Origin of the sequence: Sinomonas gamaensis (assembly GCF_005876955.1) — a bacterium.
Lineage (GTDB): Bacteria > Actinomycetota > Actinomycetes > Actinomycetales > Micrococcaceae > Sinomonas > Sinomonas gamaensis.
The window spans coordinates 256,146-276,177 of record NZ_SSCL01000005.1; the positions used below are offsets into that span (position 1 = coordinate 256,146).

General features: G+C 68.2%; 19 protein-coding genes and 1 pseudogene. 13 read left to right on the top strand and 7 right to left on the bottom strand.

The window, feature by feature from the left end; genetic code table 11:
• The first annotated feature begins 30 nt into the window (after positions 1-30).
• The 4 genes from E5679_RS09575 (at position 31) to E5679_RS09590 (ending at position 5,549) form a co-directional block, all read left to right on the top strand.
• Entirely contained in the window at positions 31-1,128 is a 1,098-nt protein-coding gene (locus E5679_RS09575; protein WP_138415159.1) for a substrate-binding domain-containing protein, read from the top strand.
• Positions 1,129-1,242: 114 nt separating this feature from the next.
• Complete coding sequence (locus tag E5679_RS09580) at positions 1,243-2,322, top strand: Gfo/Idh/MocA family protein (protein WP_138415161.1); 1,080 nt, start codon at positions 1,243-1,245, stop codon at positions 2,320-2,322.
• A 133-nt stretch (positions 2,323-2,455) separates the two neighbouring features.
• Complete coding sequence (locus E5679_RS09585; RefSeq protein ID WP_138415162.1) at positions 2,456-3,388, top strand: hypothetical protein; 933 nt, start codon at positions 2,456-2,458, stop codon at positions 3,386-3,388.
• An 85-nt stretch (positions 3,389-3,473) separates the two neighbouring features.
• Positions 3,474-5,549 carry a beta strand repeat-containing protein gene (locus E5679_RS09590; protein ID WP_138415163.1) on the top strand — a complete coding sequence of 692 codons (2,076 nt, stop codon included), beginning with the start codon at positions 3,474-3,476 and terminating at the stop codon, positions 5,547-5,549.
• Between the two features lie 260 nt (positions 5,550-5,809).
• Here the strand turns inward: E5679_RS09590 and E5679_RS09595 are convergent, their stop codons facing one another.
• Positions 5,810-8,032, bottom strand: coding sequence for an NADP-dependent isocitrate dehydrogenase (locus E5679_RS09595; RefSeq protein WP_138415164.1), 2,223 nt, complete (start codon positions 8,030-8,032; stop codon positions 5,810-5,812).
• A gap of 318 nt (positions 8,033-8,350) precedes the next feature.
• Here E5679_RS09595 and E5679_RS09600 point away from each other — a divergent pair, with 318 nt between their 5' ends.
• The 7 genes from E5679_RS09600 to E5679_RS09630 all read left to right on the top strand — a co-directional run bounded on the left by E5679_RS09600 (position 8,351) and on the right by E5679_RS09630 (position 12,760).
• Entirely contained in the window at positions 8,351-8,617 is a 267-nt protein-coding gene (locus E5679_RS09600) for a hypothetical protein (RefSeq protein WP_138415166.1), read from the top strand.
• 256 nt (positions 8,618-8,873) lie between these two features.
• Positions 8,874-9,581 (top strand): AfsR/SARP family transcriptional regulator, encoded by a 708-nt coding sequence (locus E5679_RS09605; protein WP_171042316.1) that lies wholly within the window; start codon positions 8,874-8,876, stop codon positions 9,579-9,581.
• A 3-nt stretch (positions 9,582-9,584) separates the two neighbouring features.
• A complete protein-coding gene (locus E5679_RS09610) occupies positions 9,585-10,307 on the top strand; it encodes a hypothetical protein (protein WP_138415169.1) in 723 nt (240 codons plus the stop codon).
• Between the two features lie 200 nt (positions 10,308-10,507).
• Positions 10,508-10,705, top strand: coding sequence for a hypothetical protein (locus E5679_RS09615; RefSeq protein ID WP_138415171.1), 198 nt, complete (start codon positions 10,508-10,510; stop codon positions 10,703-10,705).
• Positions 10,706-10,831: 126 nt separating this feature from the next.
• Complete coding sequence (locus E5679_RS09620) at positions 10,832-12,187, top strand: hypothetical protein (RefSeq protein WP_138415172.1); 1,356 nt, start codon at positions 10,832-10,834, stop codon at positions 12,185-12,187.
• A 148-nt stretch (positions 12,188-12,335) separates the two neighbouring features.
• Positions 12,336-12,533 (top strand): hypothetical protein, encoded by a 198-nt coding sequence (locus E5679_RS09625; protein WP_138415174.1) that lies wholly within the window; start codon positions 12,336-12,338, stop codon positions 12,531-12,533.
• Between the two features lie 29 nt (positions 12,534-12,562).
• Complete coding sequence (locus E5679_RS09630) at positions 12,563-12,760, top strand: hypothetical protein (RefSeq protein WP_138415175.1); 198 nt, start codon at positions 12,563-12,565, stop codon at positions 12,758-12,760.
• Positions 12,761-12,843: 83 nt separating this feature from the next.
• On the opposite strand, the gene purH is transcribed toward E5679_RS09630, so the two are convergent.
• Entirely contained in the window at positions 12,844-14,508 is a 1,665-nt protein-coding gene (purH, locus tag E5679_RS09635) for a bifunctional phosphoribosylaminoimidazolecarboxamide formyltransferase/IMP cyclohydrolase (protein WP_138415177.1), read from the bottom strand.
• A gap of 313 nt (positions 14,509-14,821) precedes the next feature.
• On the opposite strand from purH, the gene E5679_RS09645 reads away from it, so the two are divergent.
• Together E5679_RS09645 and E5679_RS09650 are read left to right on the top strand one after the other, a co-directional pair.
• Entirely contained in the window at positions 14,822-15,262 is a 441-nt protein-coding gene (locus tag E5679_RS09645) for a DoxX family membrane protein (protein ID WP_138415181.1), read from the top strand.
• Between the two features lie 87 nt (positions 15,263-15,349).
• Positions 15,350-15,958, top strand: coding sequence for an SRPBCC family protein (locus tag E5679_RS09650; protein ID WP_138415183.1), 609 nt, complete (start codon positions 15,350-15,352; stop codon positions 15,956-15,958).
• A 69-nt stretch (positions 15,959-16,027) separates the two neighbouring features.
• On the opposite strand, the gene E5679_RS09655 is transcribed toward E5679_RS09650, so the two are convergent.
• From E5679_RS09655 to E5679_RS21225, 5 genes and pseudogenes are all read right to left on the bottom strand, one after another.
• Complete coding sequence (locus E5679_RS09655; protein ID WP_138415185.1) at positions 16,028-16,840, bottom strand: ABC transporter permease; 813 nt, start codon at positions 16,838-16,840, stop codon at positions 16,028-16,030.
• Entirely contained in the window at positions 16,837-17,784 is a 948-nt protein-coding gene (locus E5679_RS09660; protein ID WP_138415187.1) for an ABC transporter ATP-binding protein, read from the bottom strand. Before E5679_RS09660 ends, E5679_RS09655 begins: the two co-directional genes overlap by 4 nt.
• A gap of 39 nt (positions 17,785-17,823) precedes the next feature.
• Positions 17,824-18,435: a phosphoribosylglycinamide formyltransferase gene (gene purN / locus E5679_RS09665; protein WP_138415189.1), complete on the bottom strand. Its 612-nt coding sequence runs from the start codon at positions 18,433-18,435 to the stop codon at positions 17,824-17,826.
• A gap of 10 nt (positions 18,436-18,445) precedes the next feature.
• The gene (locus E5679_RS09670; RefSeq protein ID WP_138415191.1) at positions 18,446-19,765 is read right to left on the bottom strand and encodes a cell division protein PerM; all 1,320 of its coding nucleotides are present in this window, start codon (positions 19,763-19,765) and stop codon (positions 18,446-18,448) included.
• 147 nt (positions 19,766-19,912) lie between these two features.
• A pseudogene (locus E5679_RS21225) lies at positions 19,913-20,032 on the bottom strand (IS30 family transposase); the annotation flags it as partial.

Below are 20,032 nucleotides of genomic sequence, written 5' to 3' on the forward strand. Positions count from 1 at the left end.
CCCACCCGGAAAATACAGAAAGCGAAAACCATGCGAATGTTTGGCAAGGCAGGAAAGGCAGCAGCAGTCGCTGCCATCGCAGCGCTGGCGCTGACCGCCTGCGGTCGCTCCGAGGGCACCTCGGGCGGGTCCAGCAGCGGAAGCGGGGGCTTCGCGCAGAACTCCGTGATCGGCGTCGCCCTCCCCCAGAAGACGTCGGAGAACTGGGTCCTCGCCGAGGGCCTGTTCAACGACGGCCTCAAGAGCGCGGGCTTCACTCCGAACGTGCAGTTCGCGAACGGCGGCGTGAGCGAGCAGCAGAACCAGATTTCGACCATGGTCACGAAGGGCGCCAAGGTCATCATCGTCGGCGCCATCGACGGTTCCCAGCTCGGCACCCAGCTCAAGCAGGCCAAGGATGCCGGCGCGACGATCATCGCGTACGACCGCCTCCTGAAGAACACCGACGCGGTCGACTACTACGTCGCGTACGACAACTTCAAGGTCGGCCAGCTCCAGGGCCAGGCGCTCCTGGACGGCATGAAGGCCAAGAAGCCGAGCGGTCCGTACAACATCGAGCTGTTCGCCGGCTCGCCCGATGACGCCAACGCGAAGGTCTTCTTCGACGGCGCCATGAGCGTGCTCCAGCCGAAGATCGACGACGGCACCCTCAAGGTCCTCTCCGGCCAGAAGGCCTTCGACCAGGCCGTGACGCAGGGCTGGAAGGCCGAGAACGCGCAGAAGCGCATGGACACGCTTCTTGCGGCGAGCTACAACAGCGCACCGCTCGACGGCGTGCTCTCCCCGAACGACACGCTCGCCCGCGCGATCATCACCTCGGTCAAGAGCGCCGGCAAGCCGATCCCGGTTGTGACGGGTCAGGACTCCGAGGTGGAGTCGGTCAAGTCCATCATGGCTGGCGAGCAGTACTCCACGATCAACAAGGACACGCGCAACCTCGTGGCCAAGGCGATCGACATGGTGAAGAAGCTCCAGGCCGGCCAGAAGCCGGACATCAACGACGACAAGTCGTACAACAACGGCGTCAAGACCGTCCCGGCCTACCTGCTCCCGCCGGTCATCGTCACGAAGGCCAACGCCAAGGAGGCCTACGCGAACGACCCGACGCTGAGCAAGCTGACCCAGTAGTCCTGCTGACCCGGTAGAGCTGTTCAGCTCGCTTGGGCGAGCACAGACGACGGCGGCCGTCCCCACGTGGGGGCGGCCGCCGTCGTCGTCCATGCCCATGCAAGGATGGGGTGCATGACGCGTCACATCCAGCACACGTGGCTCTCGCTCCAGGACAACATGGACCCCCTCGCCGCCACCGGCGAGACGCTGCGCTGGGGCGTGGTGGCCACGGGTGGGATTGCGCGGACCGTCGTGCGGGACCTCGCGATGCTTCCGGACGCCACGCTGCATGCGGTGAGTTCCCGCAGCCGGGAGCGCGCGGCGGAGTTCGCGCGCGAGTTCGGCTTCCGGCGCCACTACGCGGACGACGACGGCGTCCCCGGCTATGCGGCGCTGGCCCAGGATCCGGACGTTGACGTCGTCTACGTGGCGACGCCGCACGCCCAGCACTACGAAGCCGCCAAGGCCGTGATCGAGGCGGGAAAGCACGTCCTCGTCGAGAAGGCGTTCACGGTGAATGCCCATGAGGCGCAGGAGCTCGTGGACCTCGCCAAGGCGCGGGGTGTGTTCCTCATGGAAGCGGTCTGGTCGCGGTTCCTGCCGTCCATGCAGAGGGCGTTCGAGATCGCCGAGTCGGGGGAGCTCGGCGCGGTGCAATGGGTCTCGGCCGACTTGGGCTTCCCGGCGCCCAAAGATCCGACAAACCGCATCTGGGCGCTCGAAGCTGGCGGCGGCGCGCTGCTCGACCTTTCGGTGTACCCCCTCCTCTGGGCCGTGGGGGCGCTCGGCTTCCCGGATTCCCTCACCGCGTTGGGCACCCTCAACGAGGACGGTGTGGACGAGCAGAACGTCCTGGCGCTGGGGTACAGCGGGGGTCAGCTCGCCACCCTGACGTCATCGCTGCTGGCCCACGGGCCGCGAGCAGCAACCATCGCGGGCTCGGAGGGCGTCCTCACCACTCTCGGCAGCATCAACAATCCGCGGGAGCTCGTGGTCCGGCGCGGGTGGGACCCTCCGCGCACCGAGAATTTCGACGCCGTCGGCCGGGGCTATGTGTACGAGCTGCGGGAGGTGACGCGCTGTGTTCAGTCGGGCGTCACCGAGAGCCCGACCATGCCCTGGTCTCACACCCTCAGCACCATGCGGCTTTTCGATGGGGTGCGCCGCCAACTTGGGGTGCGGTACCCCAACGACGAGCGTGTCATACGCTAAGTGATCCTTGACCGGGTCTTGACAGACCGGTCTGTCTTGTTCTTCCATCGGAGTCTAGCGCTTCGACTGCCGTCGTCTTGGCGAGGCGGCCGGGAGCGATTCAACCGGGTCCTTGACGCTGGGGAGGAGGGACATGCGGTTGACAGCGGAGACGCGTCAGCGCGTCCTCTCTGCCGTGCGCCACGCGGCCATTGCGGCCGGCGTCGGAGTCGGTTGGCTGCTGCTGTCCGGGCAGTCGGCAAGCGCTGACTCCCACACGAGCCCACAGCTGCCCGCGGTTCCCGGCGTTGTTTCTTCGCTTCAGACCGTCGTCCCACCGGTGCCGAGCGTCCTTCAGGATGCCTCGGCGCCACTGCCGAAGGTCGGCGAGGTCCCGAAGTCGGTCTCCGGGGTGCAGGGCGCGCTCTCGGGAGGAATCACACAGACGACGACGGCGCTCGCCTCGTCCGTAAATGCGCTTCCTTCCGCTGTGGGACCGGTGCTTTCGGGGCCCTTGGAGCCGCTCGCGCCGGTTGTCGACAGCACCGCATCGGGGCTCGGCAGCGCGCTGACGGAAGTCGGCGGCGGTGTCGCCAAGACGGTGGAAACCCCCGTGCCTGTGTCGGTTCCGGAGGTCATTCCCGTCCAGATGCCAGCCGCTGCTGCTCCCCCGACCGCGAGCGAGGCCCCCGCACCGGCTGCCGAGGACTCCCCCGCCGCCGCGGACAACCTCGTGGCGCCGGCCGACGACCTCCTGGCCGCGCCTTCTCCGATCGCCCCCATCGGCCTCGACTGGTCGCAGATCCTGTCGCAGGCGGCGAATGCGACCGCGGACGACTTTGCGGCGGATTCGCCCGCCTCGCCATCCGACGGTCAGGACCAGCAGCGCCAGCTCCCGCCACCGTCCGCGCCGGCGGGATCCTCGTCTGGAGGATCCGACGGCACGGTGGGCGGCGGGCCGAATGCCGCCTCGCTCGCGGGCGGCCTCCTGCTCGCTGCGCCCCTGTACCTCAGCGGCCGCCGGCATCGCCTGTCGGCACTCGTGCCGCCCACTCCCGCGTTCGATCCAGGTTCCACTCCCGACTGACGAGGGGACGGGTCTGCCCTTTGCGGCGGACGTTTTCCGTCCTGCGCCTCCATGGCGCGATCCCTCTTCTGTCAGGAGATGAACTGTGAATAAGCTCGCCCGCCGAGTACTGCTCGGCGCCGTCGTAGCCGGAGGCCTCATGGGCCTCGGCGAGGCGGCCGCGCTGGCTGACAGCACGACCGTCACGACGAATCCGCTCATCAACGTCAACCTCCCGGCCGCGGTCCACTCGACCAGCGCCTCGGGAACAACCAACTCGACTGCGGCCGTTGTCAACGCGACACTGTCCGCGCCAACGGCCGCCCTTCTTTCGACCGACGGAACCGGTTCAGCACCGATCGGCTCGGCTCCCGCTCCGGCCGTACCCGCACCCGCGGTAGGGGCGCCTGTTGCCTCGACCCCGGTCGCACCGGCTCCGATCACCCCCACCCCGGTCGGCCAGACGCTGACCGCCGTGGTCGCGCCTGCCGTTACGCTGGGCGCTCCGGCCGTCACCGACGGAACGCAGACCGCCACCTCGCCGGCCGCCGTGGTCACCGTCCCCGCAGCTGTCACCGCGACGTCACCGTCCGGCGACAGCACCACTGTGGCGACGGCTCCAACCGTGACGATTGGCGCTCCCACCCTCATCACTTCGTCCGGCGGCGTCCCTGCTCTGGGCAACCTGGGCGACGGCTCCCTCCCGGCGGTGCCGGCGGTTCCGTCTGTTCCGTCTGTTCCGTCGAGCGGGCTCGGCCTGCCGGCCGTCTCCGGCGATACGGTGAACGTGAACGCCCCCGTGCCCGCCAGCGGAGTCGTCACGGTCGGCCTGCCGGCCACCGGCACCACCGGCCAGGACGGCCTGACTGTCTTCCTGAACGGCACGGGCAATGGCACCGGGACGGGCTCCGATTCGGGCCTCGGCCTCCCGGCCCTCTCGGGCGTCGCCCTGAGCAACCTCACCGGCGGCGACCTCGGTCTCGGCGATCTTTCCGGAACGCCCGCAACCGTCGGTGCATCAGGCAGCACGGTGAACGTGACCGCCCCCGTGCCCGCCAGCGGAGTCGTCACGGTCGGCCTGCCGGCCACCGGAACCACCGGCCAGGGCGACCTGACCGTCGTCCTGAATGGCGCGGGCAATGGCAGCGGGACCGGCTCTGATGCGGGCCTCGGCCTCCCGGCCCTCTCGGGCGTCGACCTGAGCAACCTCACCGGCGGCGACCTCGGTCTCGGCGGTCTTTCGGGAACGCCCGCAACCGTCGGTGCATCAGGCAGCACGGTGAACGTGACCGCCCCCGTGCCCGCCAGCGGAGTCGTCACGGTCGGCCTGCCGGCCACCGGAACCACCGGCCAGGGCGGCCTGACCGTCGTCCTGAACGGCACGGGCAATGGCACCGGGACCGGCTCCGATTCGGGCCTCGGCCTCCCGGCCCTCTCGGGCGTCGACCTGAGCAACCTCACCGGCGGCGACCTCGGTCTCGGCGATCTTTCCGGAACGCCCGCGACCCTCGGCGCCTCCGGCAACACGGTCAACGTGAACGCTCCGGCACCCGCCAGCGGAACCCTCGCGCTGGGCCTCCCCGCCACGGGTCTCGTCCAGGGAGACGGTCTGTTCCTGATCATCAACGGAACGCCCTCGGGCAGCGGCACCGGGTCGGACAATGGGGCGGGAGCTGGTCCTGATAACCAGCCCGGCACCGTGCCCGGTAACGAGACCGGCAACGGCAGTGGAACTGGCACCGGAACTGCCGGCGCCGGGACCGGCGACAACACGGGTGCAGAGGGATCCGTCAGCGCCACCACGGGATTCGGCGTGAACGGCGGCACTGAGGCCAACGGCCAAGGGGCGGCGTCCGGTCAGATCGCCGGAACGTCCGGCTCTTTCCAGAGCGCCACTGGCTTCGGCGGAACAGCGTTCACCGGTGCGGGCTCGGAGATCGGCACGGGCACTGGGGCCGGCGCGGGCAGTGGAACTGCCAACGGCAATGGCTCTGGGGCTGGCAGCACGTCAGGTGTCCAGACGTGCCTCGGCGGCCTCAGCTCGATGGTCGATGACTCGAACTCGATGACTCTGAGCCTCGCGCTGCTCCTCGCAGCTGCGGCGCTGCTTCTGGGCATCGGGCTCGGCCTCGCGACAAGCGGCCTCGCCCTGCGGCGGCGTCCGGCCACGACGCTCGCCTGAACCGCTGCGAAAGCAACTGGGGCCGGCCAACGCCAGACGGCCGGCCCCAGGGTTCCCGGCCCATGCGGAATGCAGAAGTAGACCAGACCTCAGGAAAAGGACTACGGCGATGAGCAGCATCGGAAACTGGCCCGACCCCATGTAGAGCAGCAGACCCAGCCCCGGCAGGGGCTGGGTCCGTCAGACGTGGGCTGGCGCGGCCGCTGGGGGCCGCACCAGCCCACACGGACTAGCGAGATCGGCCGGACGACCGAGTCCGATTACTTGCGGAGCGAATCGATGACGCTGTTGAGCGTCGCCGACGGCCGCATGACCGCAAAGGTCTTCTGCTCGTCCGGGTGGTAGTAGCCACCGATCTCCACCGAATGGCCCTGAACTCCCAGGAGCTCGTCCACAATGGCCTGCTCCTGGGACGTCAGGGCCTCGGCCACGGGTGCGAATGCCTCAGCGAGAGCGGAATCCTCCGTCTGCTCGGCGAGTTCCTTGGCCCAGTACTGAGCGAGGTAGAAATGGCTTCCGCGGTTGTCGATCGTCCCGAGCTTGCGGCCCGGGGACTTGTTCTCCTCGAGGAAGGTCCCTGTGGCGCGGTCGAGCGTATCCGCGAGGACCTGGGCCTTCGCGTTGCCAGCCGTGGCCGCGAGGTGTTCGAAACTGACCGCGAGGGCCAGGAACTCGCCGAGGCTGTCCCAGCGGAGGTAGTTCTCCTCGAGGAGCTGCTGGACGTGCTTCGGCGCGGACCCGCCGGCGCCCGTCTCGAAGAGGCCGCCGCCGTTGATGAGCGGAACGACCGAGAGCATCTTGGCACTCGTGCCGAGCTCGAGGATCGGGAACAGGTCCGTGAGGTAGTCGCGGAGCACGTTGCCCGTCACCGAGATCGTGTCCTCACCCCGGCGGATGCGCTCGAGCGAGAACGCCGTCGCCTCCTTGGGCGCGAGGATCTCAATCTGGAGGCCCTCGGTGTCGTGGTCCTTGAGATACTCGCGGACCTTGGCGATCAGGTTGCGGTCATGGGCGCGGGTCTCGTCGAGCCAGAAGACGGCCGGCGTCTTGGAGGCGCGGGCGCGGTTGACGGCGAGCTTGACCCAGTCCCGGATCGGCACATCCTTGGTCTGGCAGGCGCGCCAGATGTCGCCCTGCTGGACCTCGTGTTCGATGAGGACGCTTCCGGCCGAGTCGACGACCTGCACGCGGCCGGCGGCCGGGATCTCGAAGGTCTTGTCGTGGCTTCCGTACTCCTCGGCGGCCTGCGCCATGAGGCCCACGTTGGGGACGCTGCCCATCGTGGTGGGATCGTACGCGCCGTTCGCGCGGCAGTCATCGATAACCACCTGGTACACGCCCGAATACGACGAGTCCGGGAGGACGGCGAGCGTGTCGTGCTCTTGGCCGTCAGGACCCCACATGTGGCCGCCCAGGCGGATCATGGCGGGCATCGAGGCGTCGACGATCACGTCGGAGGGGACGTGGAGGTTGGTGATGCCCTTGTCGGAATTGACCATGGCGAGGGCCGGTCCCTCCTCGAGGCCCTTCGCGATGAGCGCCTTGACGCCCTCGCGGACGTCTTCGGGGAGCTCGTCGAGGCCGTTGAGGATCGAGGCGAGGCCGTTGTTCGGGCTCAGCCCGGCCGCCGCGAGCTGCTTGCCGTAGGTCTCGAACAGCTCGGCGAAGTACGCCTTGACCACGTGGCCGAAGATGATCGGGTCGGAGACCTTCATCATGGTCGCCTTGAGGTGGGCCGAGAAGAGGACGCCCTCCTCCTTGGCGCGCTTGACCTGCTCACCCAGGAAGGAGTCGAGCGCCGCTGCGCTCAGGAAGGTGCCATCCACGACCTCTCCCGCGAGCACCTTGAGGCCCTTCTTGAGGTCCTTGACCGTGCCGTCCTCGAGGACGAGCTGGATCGCGAGCGTGTCGTCGGCCGGGATGACAACGGACTTCTCGTTGTGGCGGAAGTCGGCGTTGCCCATGGTCGCGACGTTGGTCTTGGACTCGGAGGTCCAGGCCCCCATCGAGTGGGGGTTCTTGCGGGCGTAGTTCTTGACCGAGAGCGGCGCCCGCCGGTCGGAGTTGCCTTCGCGCAGGACCGGGTTGACGGCAGAGCCCTTGATCTTGTCGTAGCGCGAGCGGATGTCCGTCTCCTCGTCCGAGGAGGGGTTGTCCGGGTAGTCGGGCACGGCGTAGCCCTGCGACTGGAGCTCGGCGATCGCAGCCTTGAGCTGCGGGACCGACGCGCTGATGTTCGGGAGCTTGATGATGTTCGCCTCAGGCGTCTTCGCCAGTTCTCCGAGCTCTGCGAGGGCGTCGGCCGTGCGCTGTTCCTCGGAGAGGTAGTCGCCGAACGCTGCCATGATGCGTCCCGACAGGGAGATGTCCCGCGTCTCCACCTCGACCCCCGCGGTCGATGCGAAGGCCTGGATGATCGGGAGGAACGAGTGCGTCGCCAGCATCGGCGCCTCGTCCGTGTGCGTGTAGATGATCGTGGCCATGGTGGGCGCCTCCCTGGGGGTCGGCAGACCGCGGCGAGCGGTTACGCAGAGGGTGCGCGTCGAGCGTTCGCCGCAGTGTGCGTGCGTGCTGCTATGTCAACGTCCTTAACTTACCGGAGTGGCACGCCCCGCGAGGATCGTGACGTCGCCACGGAGGAACACACCAAAAAGCTTCACTGATCAGCCTTCATGCCGATAGTCAGGAGTGAATGGTCGATGATTCCGGGACGAAAGCCCCTAGACTGCGTGGAAGGAGACGGCGAACTGCCGTCGACGACGTCGAAAGCGCCCGAGGCGCCAGCCGCTGCAGAGGAGAAGATGGCACAGCATTCTGCTTCCGCCGAGGATAAGGACGAGCGGGAATCCGGCCTCGAGGAACTCGGAACCCTGGTCCTCCGCGTGTGGAGGGAGCCTCAATCGGCTGATGGTGTCCGCATCCGCATCCTTGCCTCCGACGGCGCGTGGGAGCCCGCCGATGTGAGTGTCACGGCGGACAGGGCGGCCGCTGTCAAGAGCGTAAGCGATTGGCTTGCGGTGCGCGCTTCGGGAGAACGGCGAGAGAGCGGTTCCACTCACCCGATGTGACAACCGGCTTCACGCTGTCGGTAGCGCGCTCAGGCTTCGCCGAAAATTCCTGTCAAGGACCCTAAGTCCATTGACTGGATTATCCGCCCCTCGTCATGCTGGTATTCGTTTTAGTAGGCGTGCATCGCGGGGATAGCGCCAGCACATGGGCGCACCCCTCGCGAGCGATCGCAGAGCGACGGGGGTCGGGCCCATGATCGATTGGGAATTGCGCCTCTTAGGCTGCTGGCAGCTTCTGGGAAACGGAGCGCCTGCCGTGGTCGGCAGCCGACAGCAGCGCCTCATCACGGCGCTTGCCCTCATGGGACCCCGCCCTCGGGCCTACCTCGCAGGCCTCCTCTGGCCGGAAAGTGCGGAGCAGCAGGCCGCGGGAAGCCTTCGGGCCACGGTCTTCAAAGTCCGTCATCAGCTTCCGGGGCTCCTCTCCGACACCCTCGAACCGGTGAGCCTTGCCCCGAGAGTCGCGGTCGATGTCCGCAAGCTCCGGGAACGGGCTGAGCTTGCGCGCAGCGGGGCACCAATGGAGCGTGGACTCGACGAGCTCCTCTACGTCGCCGAGCTCTTGCCCGGCTGGTACGAGGACTGGGTCATCTTCGAGCAGGAGCGCCTCCGCGCGCTTCGGGTCGCGACCCTCGAGGCCCTCGCATGGCAGTACCTCGATCGCGACGAGCCGGATCTGGCCCTCGCTGCCGCTCGACAAGCCGCGAGGATCGAGCCGCTGCGGGAGTCGGCCTACGTCCTCATCGTCCGTGCCCAGATCCAGGCGGGGAACACTGCCGCCGCGCACCGCACGGTCGAGGAATTCCGACGACGGCTCCGCGATGAGCTGGGCCTCGAACCTTCCGCACGGCTCAGGGCCGCGGCTGGAGGCGGCTCGGGAGACCTCCTCGGCCTCCCGGCTCCGGTGCTTGCCCACCAGCACCCCCGCTATGCCTCGCACCGTCAGCTAACGAAGGAGCTCTGAACCATGGCGCGTCGTCTGTCCTGGAAGGCCTCTGCCCTCGCCCTCGCCCTGCTCGCGGTGTCACTGGCCGGCGGCTCAGCCGTGGGCCCGGCGTCCGCGCAGGGGCGGGGCCCGTCCGACGATGTGAGGGCCTCCGCCTCCCTTGACGTCGCGTCCTCCGCCATACCGACCGTCGCGCTGCCCCTCGTGACCGACTCAGCTCGAGCCGACACGACGATGGGGCCGTCGAGCGACAAGGCGGTCGCCACGGCCACTGCGACGAGCAATTGTGCGGGCTGCTCGGGAACGGCCACGACTCTCCAGACTGTATTCGTGGCCAAGGGCGGTTCTGCCGTTGCCGACAACATCGCGACCGCTTGGTCGAGCTGTGCCAACTGTTCATCCTCGGCGGTCTCCGTGCAGATCATCACCGGAGAGAACGCGAAGGCCGTCAACGTGAACAACCGGTCCCTCGCGCTCAACGTCGCCTGCACCTCGTGTACGACGACGGCGGCCGCCCTCCAATTCGTGGTCATCGGCGGCACCGACCGCTCGCTCTCCGCGACGACCAGGTCGCTCATCAGGCAGATAGAGCAGGACCTCGGCATCAAGCTGGCCGTCAACGGGAAGAGCCACGCCGCAGCGCAGCGCGACGCCGACGACGCCGCCGCCAAGGCCAAGGCCGCCATCGCGGCCGACACGAAGGCCGAGGTCAGGTCAAAGGCGGACGTGGATACGGGCGAGTGATTCCTGGGCTTCCTGCCCCACGGTAATTCCACGAAGCCCCCGCCTTCAGGCGGGGGCCTCGTGCTGTCCGCCCACGTCAGCCCGATAATGCGCCAGTAACGCACCAATAACATGCGAATAACGCGTCCGCGGTTTGCTTTCTCCAGCGATTGATCCTCGATCGCGACTCCCACAGAAACCACACCAAGGAGTTGAGTTCCATGACCAAGCTCACCGCCGCAGACCTCGCCGCCGAGACCGTCGAACTGCTTCCCGATCGCGACACCCTCTTCACTTTCACGAAGATCAACTGGGCTGCCGTCTACGCGACCAACAGCTCGACCGCCCTGAACGTCCTGACGCTCGGCTCGGAAGCCAACAGCGCCGCGCTTCAGTACGTGAACGTCAGCCAGCACTAGCGGAGGCTCGAGCTTCAGCAGAGGCTCCCTCGGGGCGCGACCGTATCCCAGCCACGGCCGCGCCCCGCCTCTCCTCTCCCCGTTCCACTCCCCCTTCCCTGATCAACGGCACGAGAAGGAGCCGAGATGACGACCACGGCAGAACCCGCGTCCCCTCCCCGGCAATGGCAACGGGCGAGCGGAGTTGAGCTGCTCGGGCTCGTCAACGGATCCGGACTCAACCACAGCACGTACCTGGTTCGTCGTGCGGATGGGCAAGTCGTACAGCTCACGGAACTCCTCCACCACATCGTCGCGGAGGCTGCGCCCGCACTGCCGTCCGATGAGCTGGCCCGGCGCGTGAGTGCACGATTCGGCCGGGAACTCGACGTCGAAGGACTCACCCTTCTCGCCGAGAGCAAGCTCGAACCACTCGGGCTCCTCGAAAGTCCTGGAGCAGCGCCAGCGGCCCCACCGCCGTCGGCCAATCCCCTCCTAGCGCTCAGCGCGAAGGCGACCCTCCTCTCGCGAGGAGCCGTCTCTCGGCTCGCATCGCTTCTGAGCCCGCTCTACGCACCGCCCGTCGTCGTCCTCGCGTGCCTCGCGCTCGTCGTGCTCGATGTCCGGCTCTTCTGGGGATCGGATGTCCTCGGAGCACTCTCCGCGGTCCTCGTGACACCCACGATGCTCTTCTCGCTCTACGCCCTCATGATCGTCGGTGCGCTCGTCCACGAGGTTGGGCACGCCGCGGCATGCCGCTACGGTGGCGCGAAACCGGGCGTGATCGGGATGGGGCTCTATCTCGTCTTCCCAGCCTTCTTCACGGACGTCACGGACGCCTACCGGCTGGGCCGGGCGGGGAAGATCCGCACAGATCTCGGGGGCCTGTACTTCCACGTGTGGTGGGTCCTCTCGGCAGGTGCTGCCTACCTCCTCACAGACAGCCCGCTTCTGCTGATGCTCGTCATCATGACCCAGCTCCAGATGGCGCAGCAGCTGCCGCCCACTATCCGGCTCGACGGCTACTTCGTCCTGGCCGATCTTGCCGGCGTCCCAGACCTCTTCGCCCGAGTCGGCCCCGTGCTCAGAAGCCTCATTCCCGGACGAGCGGCCGATCCGAGGGTCAAGGAACTGCGGCCGGCATCACGATGGATCGTCACAGCGTGGGTCCTGATCGTGGTCCCCTTCCTGGCTGGCGTAGTGGTGTGGCTCGTCCTGAGCCTGCCGATCATCCTGACCGAAGCCGCCGGCGCCGTGATGACCCACGCCAGCGGTATGGCTCTGGCCCTCGCCCTCGGTCAGCCGATCGAGACCGTCCTCTCGCTTCTGGCGATCCTCCTGCTCGCTCTGCCCGCCCTCGGCTCGCTGCTGATCCTTGGGCGACTGGCCCAGTCCCTCGAGCGCGGACTCCGCAAGCGCTTCTTCGCTCCGCCCATCGTGCGGAACGTGCCGCGCCACGCCGCACCGCCGCGCCGCTTCCGCCTCGTCGGCTATCGCTTCTGATTCACGCTGAACACTCAGGGAGAGGGGGTGGCCACCTCACGCTGCTCAGCCTCCAGCGGGGAAACCAAGACCGCATCCGGCGCCGGTTCCCCGCCCGGCGCCGGGTGCCCCTTTCTGAAGTCGGGTGCCAATCCAGAAGGAGAAAACCATGAGTGAAATAGCCCTCGCCGAGCTCGCGGGCGAACAAGCCGAGCTGCTCCCGCAGCGCGACACCCTGGCCCTCTTCAACATCAACGTTGCCCCGGTGATTGGAGTCAACCTCGCGCTCGCCATCAATGCGGCAACGATCAACTCGGTAGCAAACGCCAACGCCAACCAATGGCTCGGCGCCGTTCAAATTCACTAAGTGACAAACAGCAGAAAGAGATGACTCCGATGACCAAGCTGACCCTCGCCGACCTCGCCGCCGAGACCGCAGAGATGCTGCCCGATCGCGACACCCTGTGGACGTTCAATTCGTTCAATATTGCCGCAGTAGCGGCAGCGAACAGCTCCGTCGCCGCGAACGTCGCGACCATCTGTTCATCGGCCAACAGCCTCGCAGCGCAGGCCGTTGTGGTCCACCAGAGCTGATTCGCCTCGACGACGAGAGGGCGGCCGGAATGATCCGGCCGCCCTCCGTCATGCCTACTTCAAAGGCGCAACCAAACGCGTGACTAGTGGAAGAAGTGCCGCGACCCCGTGAAGTACATCGTCACGCCCGCGGCCTTCGCCGCCGCGATGACCTCTTCGTCGCGGACTGAACCGCCCGGCTGGACCACGGCCTTCACGCCCGCGTCGATGAGGATCTGCAGGCCGTCGGCAAACGGGAAGAACGCGTCGGAGGCCGCGACGGCGCCGCGAGAGCGCTCGGGGGCTGCCCCGCCGTCGCCTGCCGCAGCACCGCCGGCGGCGTCCACATCCGACTCCACGGAGACACCGAGGGTGTTGGCGCGCTCGACAGCGAGCCGGCACGAGTCGACCCGGTTCACCTGGCCCATGCCGACGCCCACTGAGGCGCGGTCCTTGGCGAGCAGGATCGCGTTCGACTTCGCCGCCCGCGAGGCCTTCCACGCGAAGGCGAGGTCGGCGATCGTCTCCTCGTCGGCGGCCTCACCGGTTGCGAGGGTCCAGTTGGCGGTGTCGTCGCCTGGGGCGTCGAGCCGGTCGGAGACCTGGACCAGCATGCCGCCGGAGATCTGGCGGAACTCCGTCGGGTACCGGTCGTAGCCCTCGGGCAGGGCAAGGAGGCGGATGTTCTTCTTCTTGGAGAGGATTTCGACGGCCTCCGGCTCGAAGTCGGGCGCGACGACGACCTCAGTGAAGATCCCCGAAAGCGTCTCCGCCATGCCCTTGCTCACGGTGCGGTTGGCCGCGACCACGCCGCCGTACGCGGAGACGGGGTCGCAGGCGTGCGCCTTCCGGTGGGCGTCCGCGATCGGGTCCTCGGCACCGGGGGTAGCGACGGCGATGCCGCAGGGGTTCGCGTGCTTGATGATGGCGACGGCGGGCTCATCGAAATCGAAGGCCGCTCGCAGGGCCGCATCCGCGTCCACGAAGTTGTTGTAGCTCATGGCCTTGCCATGCAGCTGGTCCGCCTGCGCGATGCCGGCCGGCGCAGCCTTGTCGACGTACAGCGCGGCCTGCTGGTGCGGGTTCTCACCGTAGCGGAGCACCTCGGAGCGCTCGAGTGCGAGGCCGGCGTAGGCCGGCCACTGGATCATGCCGTCCTCGTTCTCATCGAGGAATTGGCTCGCGGTCCAGGTCGCCACGGCCGTGTCGTAGGCGGCAGTGTGGGCGAACGCCTTCGCCGCGAGGCGCTGGCGCGTCTTGAGGCTGAAGCCGCCTTCCGCCGCTGCCGTGACGACCTCGCCGTAGAACCCCGGATCGACGACGACGGCGACGGCGGCGTGATTCTTCGCGGCCGACCGCACCATGGCGGGTCCCCCGATGTCGATCTGTTCGACCACGTCGTCGAGTGCCGCGCCCGAGCGCACCGTCTCGACGAACGGGTAGAGGTTCACCACCACGAGGTCGAACGGCTCGATGTCCATCGCCTCGAGCGTCTGCATGTGCTCCGGCACCCGGCGGTCGGCTAGGATCCCGCCGTGGACGCGGGGGTGCAGCGTCTTCACGCGCCCGTCGAGCATCTCCGGCGAACCGGTGACCTCTTCGACTTCCTGCACGGGCACGCCGGCAGCGGCGATCTTCTTCGCCGTGGAACCTGTGGAGACGATCCGCACTCCGGCCGCGTGGAGCCCCTTCGCGAGGTCCTCGAGACCGGTCTTGTCATAGACGGAGATGAGGGCACGTCGGATGGGGACACGGTCAAGCTGGATCACAGGGCACTCGTCTCTCTCGTGCTGAGTCTGGGGGTCGCGGCCATTCTATCGCCGCGCGCCGGGCGGTCCCTTTGGTTGGGCCGCCTCAGTCGGGGAACCACTAGGACGTGCGAGCAATGGTGTATCGAGGGCCGTACAAGGTCCGGGTCGAAGAGAGGGACATTCCGAAGATCGAGCACGAAGCACGCGTGGAGGGACCCGAGCATCGCCGCGGAATCCGGGGTCGCGCTCCCAGCCGTGGGCGCCGTCGTCGTCAAGTGCCTCGCGAAGCGCAACCGCACCTGACCAAGCAAGCCGAATCGAAGGAGACATCATGGCATTCTCGCTGAGCCGCGCGGTTCTGCGCCTGGCGACCGGGGCGTACCTCCTCAATTCCGGGATCTCCAAGCTCTCGCTCGACGAGGAGAGCGCCGGGTCGATCCAGGACATGGCGTCCAACGCCGTGCCGCAGGTCAAGCAGCTTCCGCCCGCGACGTTCGGCAAGGTCCTCGCGGCGGGCGAGATCGCCCTGGGAGGCGCGCTGCTCCTGCCCCTCGTTCCCACCAAGCTCGCCGCCCTCGGCCTCACGGGGTTCGGGTCCGGCCTCGTCGCGGTCTACGCGAAGACGCCGGGTCTGACGCAGGGCGACGGGATCCGGCCAACGCAGGCCGGGATCTCCATGGCGAAGGACACGTGGCTCGCCGCCATCGGCCTCGCCCTCCTACTCGACCGCAAGCGCAAGGCTGTGAGAGGAGGTCGCGCCACGAAGCGTTGACCCCGCTTTCAGGCCCTGCCTACGGTGGACGGGCGCCCACCGGCGCGGGTCGAGCAAAGGCCGCCCACGGAGCAGAAGGAGGATTCCATGGCTACCGTTCAGCAGTCAATCGACGTCAATGTCCCCGTGTCCACCGCCTACAACCAGTGGACCCAGTTCGAATCGTTCCCCGAGTTCATGGGGGGCGTGGAGTCCGTGGTTCAGCAGGACAGCACGCACCTCCACTGGACCACCAAGGTCGCGGGGCAGACCCGCGAATTCGATACCGTGATCACCGAGCAGGAGCCCGACTCGCGCGTCGCGTGGAGCACACAAGAGGGAGTCGAGCACGCCGGCTCCGTGACCTTCGAGGCTCTCGGGCCCGACACCACGCGCGTGAATGTGCAGTTCCAGTGGGATCCGGACTCGGCAGTCGAGAAGATCGGCGCCTTCTTCGGGGCAGACGACATGCAGGTCCGCTCCGATTTGAAGAAGTTCAAGGAGTTCATCGAATCGCGCGGCACTGAGACCGGTGCGTGGCGCGGCGAGGTCGGCTCCGCGCCGCAGGCCGGCGAGGTCTTCGAGTCGGGGTCGGAAGGAACCACTGGCCTCGGCGGCACCACGGGCACGGGACCCGGGACCGGGACCGGCCTCGGCGGGGCTGGTGGGGCGACCGGCGCTGGCGGCGGAACCACCGAGACCGGACCGGTCATCTGACCGACTGACGGACCAGAGGACGTGTGGGGCGGCGGCCGCCGCCCCACACGCATGTCCCCACAAGCATGGTCAGGCGTCTCGGCGGATCCACCGGAAGGTCAGCCGGCTCACTACGAGCCCCACGACGAGCCATACGGCAAGCCACACAGCAATCCATCCGAGGTCCCAGGTCCCGTTCTGTTCGAGCACCTTGAAGCCGTCCGGAAGGAAGACCGAGCGCATTCCCTGGGCAATCCACTTGAGCGGGAAGACGCTCGCGAGGTTCTGCATCCACGCGGGAAGCATGGAGAACTGCAGGTAGACGCCCGAGATGAACTGCAGAACCAGCACGATCGGCACCACGACCGCGGTGGCGCTCCGGCTGCTCCTCGGGAGCGCCGAGAGGGCGATCCCCAGCAGCGCGGACGTCACGATGCCGAGCACGAAGACCCACGCGAAGGTGGTCCACGCCTGCGTGGAGGTCGGCAGCGCAACCCCGAACGCGAACTTCGCCACCACGAGGAGCATCGCGGCCTGCAGGACGCCCGTGACGAACACCCGCCCGAGCTTTCCGAGGAAGTAGGAGACGGGCGAGAGCGGTGTGCCGCCCAGCCGTTTGAGCGTGCCGTCGCCCTTCTCCCCCGCGATGTCCACTGCCAGGTTCTGCACGCCCGAGAGCAGGATCCCCGCAGCGAGCATTCCCGGGAGGTAGTACTCCGCGACCGAGACGTGATCGGGAGAGCCCGGACCGAGGCCGATGTCGCCGCGCGAGCTGAACGCCGCCGCGAAGATCCCCAGCATGAGCATGGGGAACAGGAAGGTGAAGAAGACGGCGTCGGGCGAACGGAAGTAGCCCTTGGTCTCGTAGCCCGTCCGGGCCACCCCGTGGGAGATGATGCTCATGCCGGCTCGCCCTCCTTCTCCGTGTGCATCTTCTCCGTGTGCATCACCACGAGTTCCCGCGCCGTGCCTGCCGTTGCGCTGGCGGTCGCGGCGGCGTGGACGAGGCTGAGGTACACGTCCTCGAGGCTCGGGCGGATGACCTCGAGCTCGCGCGGCTCGCCGCCGACTCCCTGCGCGAGATCGACGACGAGCGCCGCCGGCCGTTCCGTGCGCTCCTCGTGCAGCGCTCCCGCCTCATCCCGCCACCGCACGAGCGGTACCCGCGCCTCGGCCCCTCCGAGCTGATCGATGCGCCCGACCGCCACGAGGCGCCCGCCCACGATCACACCGCCGCGGTCCCCGAGGCGTGCGGCCTCGTCCAGGTAATGGGTCGTGAGCAGGATCGTGGTGCCCTCCGACTTGAGCTCCTCGATCAGGCCCCAGAACTCGCGGCGGGCTTCGGGGTCGAAGCCAGTCGTCGGTTCGTCGAGGAACAGGAGCTCCGGCCTCCCGACGATCGCGAGAGCCACGTCCACGCGCCGCTGCTGGCCCCCCGACAGCTTGCCGATCCTCGTCTTGGCCTGCTTCTCGAGGCCCACAGCGGCAATGACGTCGTCGACCCTGCGCGGGTTCGGATAGAAGCGAGCGAAGTGGGAAAGCTGCTCGCGGACGGTGTACTGCCCGCTCTCTCCCGTGGACTGGAGGACGATCCCGAGACGAGCCTTCCAGTCGAGCCTCCCGTGTGCGGGATCGACGCCCAGAACGCTCACCTCGCCTGCGCTGCGATGGCGGTAGCCCTCAAGGATCTCCACTGTGGTGGACTTGCCCGCGCCGTTCGGGCCGAGCAGCGCAAAAGTCTCGCCCTGGGCGATGTCCAGGTCGATGCCGTCGACGGCGGCCACGCCGCCGTATTCCTTGCGGAGGCCGCGCACGCGGACCGCAAGTTCGGGAGGATTCGCTCTCATACCCCGAGCATGACGCGTCAACGCCCCTGAGGGCATCCGTCAGGAGGCTGAACTCTGCACCCCATTCGCCGACGACGGCGCGATGAGCTTGCCGGCCGAGAGCTGGCGCAGGACGTCGATGAGCAGCCTGCGCTCGACCACCTTGATGCGCTCGTGGAGCGACTCCTCGTCGTCATCCGACTCCACGGCGACCGCCTCCTGAGCGATGATCGGCCCGGTGTCCACTCCGGCGTCGGCCCAGTGCACCGTGCAGCCGGTGACCTTGACACCGTAGGCGAGCGCGTCGCGTACCCCGTGCGCGCCGGGGAAGGCAGGGAGCAGCGCGGGGTGGGTGTTGAGGTAGCGTCCCCCGAAGCGCTCGATGAAGTCCGGGCTCACGATGCGCATGAATCCCGAGGAGACCACGACGTCCGGGGCGTACTCCGCGACGCGTTCGGTGAGCGCAGCGTCCCACTCGGCGCGGGTCTCGAAGGAATTGAAGTTGACCACGAAGGTCTCGAGTCCCGCCTCGTCCGAACGCTCGATGCCGTAGGTCCCTTCACGGTCCGCGCCGACAGCGGCGATCTCGACGTCGAGCTCGCCCGCCTGCACGGCGTCGATGACCGCCTGGAGGTTCGAGCCGGTGCCGGAGACGAGAACCACGATGCGCATGGGTTCAACCTTAGGCCTTCGCGGAAGCCGCCGCGGATCGGGTGAGCTGCCCGCGCTCGAGCCAAGGAGCGAGGGCGTAGCCGATCACCGCTCCGATGGCAGTCTCGGCCCCGACCCACACGAGGGTCCAGAGGGGGCTTGGGCCAATATCGGCAAAACGGCCCACGCCGGCCGACCCTCCCGAGAGCCACGCGGCGCCGCCCGCGAGCAGTCCAGCGACCGCTCCCACGAGCAGCCCGAGGACCAGCGCCGAGACCGAAGCCGAGAACCAGCGCGCCGGAACCTTGATGGACAGCCACTCGTCGAAGTGGTCCTCGCCCGCACGCTGGAACCACCATCCGCCAAGGACGCCGGCGATCACGGGGAGCACGATCGCCGCTGCCGTGAACGGGCTGGACGCCGTGGGGAGGGCCGCGAGGACGGGAAGGGGCGGGAGCGGACCGACGGCGGTCGAGAGGGCACCCGCAGTCGAACCGGTGCCGAGCACGACTCCCGAGCCCGAAGACCAGGCGAGCGCCCACACGGCCAGGTTGGGCACGTAGCCCAACTGGGCCACGGTGAGGGCTGCACCTCCCACGCCCCCAGCGCCGAGGGCCTCGTACACGGTGACCACGTCAGCCCAGCGGACCGCAAGGTCCAGGGCGAGGAGCGCGGCAGCGAGCCCGAACGCCGCGGCCGCTGCGACGAAACCCCCTCGGATCACGGCCCAGAAGTAGCTCCCGGTCCACCGCGAATACTGCCCCGTGCGGGCAATCCAGTCGACCGCGTCCACGCCGATCAGCCGGCTCCAGGATCCGGCCTCGCGTCGGGCCCCGACGATGAGCCCCAGCCCCACGGGGATGAGCGGCACGGCGGCCGCGGCTCCCACACTGGCGCTCACGGCATTGGTGCTGCAGACGAAGGCTGTGGCGAAGCCGGCGAGAGAGTAGAGGGCCGCAGCTCCGAGCAGCCCCTGCCAGAGGGTCGTCGCGTACGACGCCCTCGCGAGGCGGCGCCCCGCCCGCCACGACAGGAGGAACGGAATGAGCGCGAAGCCCAGGGGCACGAGGCGGAGGACGGTCGTGGAAGGCGCGGCACCGCCGTCGCCTGTCGCTCCGAGGTCGCTCAGGCGCAGCGGGACTCCGTGCACGAGGAGCCACGCCTGGCCGCCGAGACGGGCGGCCGCCTCGGGGGGAAGCGGTCCGAAGCCTCCCGTCAGCCAGACCGCTGCGAGCGGGACCACGGTGAGGACTGCGGAAATGAGCACGGCCTGAAGCGCCTCGACGGCGCCCTGAAGCCACAGCGGCATCGGAATGCCGAGGAGCCCTGACTGGTCGGCGCGCAGTTTCATCGCATTCCACTCTGCCACGGACCCCTCGGCCAGCCGTTGAGGCACACCGGGCACAGGACGCGCGTGCTCCTGTCCCCTTCTTCTCGCGGCTCAGGCGTTTCTTGCGCAACGCGCCGCGTTCCTGACCGATTGGGAAATGAGGCGGTCTCAAGGAGTGTTGGCAACGGCTGCTGCGAGGTCTTCGAGGAAGACTTCTCGCGGTGTCCTGAAGCCTAGTGCCTTGCGTGGCCGGTTGTTCATCTCGAAGGCGATGGCGTCGAGGTAGGC

Excerpts from the sequence above, each read along its gene's own strand:
- E5679_RS09580 (WP_138415161.1), top strand. The coding sequence starts at position 1,243 with ATGACGCGTCACATCCAGCACACGTGGCTCTCGCTCCAGGACAACATG.
- E5679_RS09630 (WP_138415175.1), top strand. The coding sequence starts at position 12,563 with ATGACCAAGCTGACCCTCGCCGACCTCGCCGCCGAGACCGCAGAGATG.
- E5679_RS09595 (WP_138415164.1), bottom strand. The coding sequence starts at position 8,032 with ATGGCCACGATCATCTACACGCACACGGACGAGGCGCCGATGCTGGCG.
- E5679_RS09650 (WP_138415183.1), top strand. The coding sequence starts at position 15,350 with ATGGCTACCGTTCAGCAGTCAATCGACGTCAATGTCCCCGTGTCCACC.
- E5679_RS09655 (WP_138415185.1), bottom strand. The coding sequence starts at position 16,840 with ATGAGCATCATCTCCCACGGGGTGGCCCGGACGGGCTACGAGACCAAG.
- E5679_RS09585 (WP_138415162.1), top strand. The coding sequence starts at position 2,456 with ATGCGGTTGACAGCGGAGACGCGTCAGCGCGTCCTCTCTGCCGTGCGC.
- E5679_RS09620 (WP_138415172.1), top strand. The coding sequence starts at position 10,832 with ATGACGACCACGGCAGAACCCGCGTCCCCTCCCCGGCAATGGCAACGG.
- E5679_RS09625 (WP_138415174.1), top strand. The coding sequence starts at position 12,336 with ATGAGTGAAATAGCCCTCGCCGAGCTCGCGGGCGAACAAGCCGAGCTG.
- E5679_RS09610 (WP_138415169.1), top strand. The coding sequence starts at position 9,585 with ATGGCGCGTCGTCTGTCCTGGAAGGCCTCTGCCCTCGCCCTCGCCCTG.
- E5679_RS09615 (WP_138415171.1), top strand. The coding sequence starts at position 10,508 with ATGACCAAGCTCACCGCCGCAGACCTCGCCGCCGAGACCGTCGAACTG.
- E5679_RS09660 (WP_138415187.1), bottom strand. The coding sequence starts at position 17,784 with ATGAGAGCGAATCCTCCCGAACTTGCGGTCCGCGTGCGCGGCCTCCGC.
- E5679_RS09670 (WP_138415191.1), bottom strand. The coding sequence starts at position 19,765 with ATGAAACTGCGCGCCGACCAGTCAGGGCTCCTCGGCATTCCGATGCCG.
- E5679_RS09575 (WP_138415159.1), top strand. The coding sequence starts at position 31 with ATGCGAATGTTTGGCAAGGCAGGAAAGGCAGCAGCAGTCGCTGCCATC.
- purN (WP_138415189.1), bottom strand. The coding sequence starts at position 18,435 with ATGCGCATCGTGGTTCTCGTCTCCGGCACCGGCTCGAACCTCCAGGCG.
- E5679_RS09600 (WP_138415166.1), top strand. The coding sequence starts at position 8,351 with ATGGCACAGCATTCTGCTTCCGCCGAGGATAAGGACGAGCGGGAATCC.
- E5679_RS09645 (WP_138415181.1), top strand. The coding sequence starts at position 14,822 with ATGGCATTCTCGCTGAGCCGCGCGGTTCTGCGCCTGGCGACCGGGGCG.